The following is a 3401-nucleotide window of genomic DNA, read 5'->3' on the forward strand; positions in this document are numbered from 1 at the left end:
AAGGTGCGCAGGAAGCTGTCGGCAGTGGTTACTTTCTCGTAGAGCGGGTCATTGTAAGAGGTCAGCAACTGGTTGGTGAAGTTGTCGTATTCGTCTATCAGAATGTAAACCGGAGGCAGTCCGTGTTCACGGGCATAAGTCAACGCTTCTTCCAGCATCTGCGCGGCATTTTCGCGGGTGGAAAACTGAAAGTCTCCGAAAAGGTCACGGTTGTGTGTCACCATGATTTCCACGGGGCCGCGATTCAGAATATTGAAGTTCTTCTCCAGCCCTTCCATGCTATCCGCCATCACCATTTTCGAGAAGTCGTAGCGGGCGATCATGTACCGGTTGTGCTCCGGTGTGGGATGGCTGCCGATGTATGTTCCGCCAAAGAGATCCTCAAACCGGTGGGTCAACGTGCGGTCATAATAATGCGCCAAGGTGGATACCAGCAGACTTTTCCCGAAACGGCGGGGACGCAGGAACACGGGGGCTTTATAGGCCTCGAGACGCGGGATGTAATCCGTCTTATCCACATAATAGAAACCACGGTCACGCATTTCGGCATAGTTGGCCACGGCATAGGGAATCGTTATACTTGCTTGAATTTTCATATCAGTCACAATTTATAAAAAGCCTCTCCGCAGGAGAGGGAGCAGGGAGATACTCCTGCCTATATTAACTACTAAACTAACTCAGCTCCCTCTCCCACGGAGAGAGCTGGGGAAAGGCTTTTCCCACAGAGAGAGCCGGGGAGAGGCTTCCAACAATTACAAAGTTACAAAACTTTTTCGTATTTACCCCGGGGCCGGTATAAACTTTTATCCCTCATGTTTTCCCTTTTCCTCCTCTCCCATCTCCATTCTCCCCCTCTCCATTCTCCCATCTCTTATCTCCCTCTCTTATAGTTTTTTTATCTCGTCAATAGGCAGACCCGAAATTTGGGCAATGGTTTCGTCAGGAAGATTTAGTACGTTTTTCATATTACGGGCAATGGTAATTTTACTTTCTTTACGGCCTTCCTGAAGTCCTTCTTCACGCCCTTCTTCGCGCCCTTCCTGAAGTCCTTCTTCGCGCCCTTCTTCACGCCCTTCCTGAAGCCCCTCCTCACGGGCTGTTCCCAACACATCGTTTTGTATCATGATTGCATCTATGTGCCGGTCATAGGCCTGCCGCTCTGCAGGTTCCAGATTATAGTAGATCAGCTTTCTTCTCGCTTCCTCCAGTCCCGGTGCTTTGGTATCGGGACGTATGATGCCGGTTTTGAGATACTCGATCCACTCTTCCAACGGGGTGACTGCCGATTTATTGAACTCATTGACGCGAATGAGGAAATATTCGGGAAAGATCTCGGCCGGCAGTTTCCTGACGATGACTCCTTTCTCCTTGGTGGTCACTTGGAGGAAATCTCCGGTATGCACTCCCACAAAAGTGTTCTGACCGTGATACAGGTAGTCGTTGCCCTGCCCTATGTCAAAGTAAAGGATACTGATGGAATATACCTTTTTGACATCCGAGTAAATGCGTCCCAGTTCGATATGCTCGGTGATGGTTTTGGCCACTCCGTAGAGGATACGTTCCAGATAATAAATCTCGCGGGTATTCTGTATTTCTACAATGATGATTTCGTCCTTACTGTTGCGGGCTTTGATGTCTACCCGGTTGAACTTGTCTTCCGGACTCAGCTGGTTGCTTTCGCTCTCAAGAATCTCCAATATACGGATATTCTCTCCCAACAATACGGTAAGGAATCCCTCGAGCACCCCAAAATTAGCCTTATTCCTCAACAGGCGCTTCGCCGCCCAATCAAAGCGTATGTATCTGTCTTTCTGTTCCATATTCATATCCTCCGTTTTCTGCAAATATACGCAATAAAAATGAATTATGATTTATGAATGATGATTTATGAGTTATGATTTATGAGGTGCGGGGTGTGAATTACGTCCACAAAAATAAGTCATAATTCATAAATCATAATTCAAGAACCCCTTCTTCCGTGTTTTCCGGCAGCCAGCAGGCATTGTCGAACCGGGTCTCCCGCACCCTCCGTTCGGGTGGGGTCTGGGGAGACTTGTCCTCCTCGCAGGGCAGATAGCGGCCGGATACGGGATCGTAGACGAATTGCGCTTCTCCCGGATGCCCCAAGTGCTTGAACTTCACTTTCTCCACATGGATGCGCACGACGCCCGTCGCATCATCCCGCTCCACCACCACTCCGAAATCGGCCTTGTTGTAAAAATCGGCCGAACCGTTTATGTCATACATTTCCGGTCGGGGCGTCTGCCCTGTTATCGCATTGCGGTTCATCTTGCGCGGATGGGCCACGAGCACTACCAGGCAGTGGTTTCGGGTGGCAAAGCCGGAGAGCCGGTTGAGCAGGGTCGAGAGATATTGCGTTTCGGTCTGTCCGGGCCGCATGTCGTGTTCGATCCGGTTCAAGGGGTCGATAACGAAGATGCGAATCCCCCGCCTTGCCACCAGTTCCCTACCCTTCGACAGGATGGCATCCACCGTGAAGTCCTCTTTGGGCAGGATATGGCATACGTGCTTTGCCAAGTAACGGGTGATACGCTCGTAAAGCCCCTCCGTCATTCCGAGACCGGGCTGGAAACGCCGGGCGGTGAGCTTCTCCGCCAACTTGCGGAGGTGGTAGACGATCGGGATGTTCTCCGGACTGAAAAAGCCGGCCGGCCAGTCGTGGCGCAGGCAAAGGCGGAGGACGAGCTCGTCCACCCATTCGGACTTTCCGGAGCCGGGAGTTCCGGTCACGATCAGCAGGCGCTGCAGTTCGAGGGTGCAGAGACTGTCGAAATTCTCCCATCCGGTCTCGGCGCCCGGACCGAAGCCGTTTTCGTAAAGGGCACGCAGCTCCACGGCAAGATCGTCGGCCGTGAAAGCGCCCTCGAGCGGCACCTCTTCGGCTTGCGACAGGGCGATGCGGAGACTCTCTACGCCATACTTCACCAGATGCTCGTTGGCATCCTTGCACTCCGGCCCGTAGGTGACGATGCGGCAGCGTTCGGGGCCGAAACGGCGGAGAAGTTCGGCACGCAGCTTCAAGCCTGCGGCATCGGTATCCACGGCGATGTAGATGAGCCGTTTGTTCTCGAAATGGCTCTCCACGAAACGGTCGAGCCAGGTGAGGTTTCCATTGGCGCCGGAGGGCACGGATATGGCATCCGCACGGCCGGTGGCGAGGAAGGAGGCGGCATCGAGCTCGCCCTCGGTGACGATGCATTCGGGGGTATCCGCGATGGCGTCGATATTATACGGGATAAGCTCGGCACCGGCGACCATCTTGAAATGCTTGGCGCCGCTACGATACTTGACATTGACCAGTGCACCCTCTTCGAAGTAGTTGAAACAAAGGCAGTTCTCCTGCTGTCCGGTCTGCGGCATCGTTTCCGTCTGTTCCGTGA

3 protein-coding genes are annotated in these 3401 nt (G+C 53.0%); all 3 read right to left on the reverse strand.

Features of this window, described 5'->3' with window-relative positions; translation table 11 throughout:
* The coding region (locus QVP90_RS00405) for an AAA family ATPase (protein ID WP_288203582.1) at nucleotides 1-596 on the reverse strand (596 nt) is incomplete at its 3' end.
* Between the two features lie 288 nt (nucleotides 597-884).
* Nucleotides 885-1820 (reverse strand): Rpn family recombination-promoting nuclease/putative transposase, encoded by a 936-nt coding sequence (locus QVP90_RS00410; protein WP_264381151.1) that lies wholly within the window; start codon nucleotides 1818-1820, stop codon nucleotides 885-887.
* A 133-nt stretch (nucleotides 1821-1953) separates the two neighbouring features.
* The coding region (locus tag QVP90_RS00415; RefSeq protein WP_288203584.1) for a DnaB-like helicase C-terminal domain-containing protein at nucleotides 1954-3401 on the reverse strand (1448 nt) is incomplete at its 5' end.

This window comes from Bacteroides sp. CAG:189, from assembly GCF_000432295.1.
Lineage (GTDB): Bacteria > Bacteroidota > Bacteroidia > Bacteroidales > Bacteroidaceae > Bacteroides > Bacteroides salyersiae.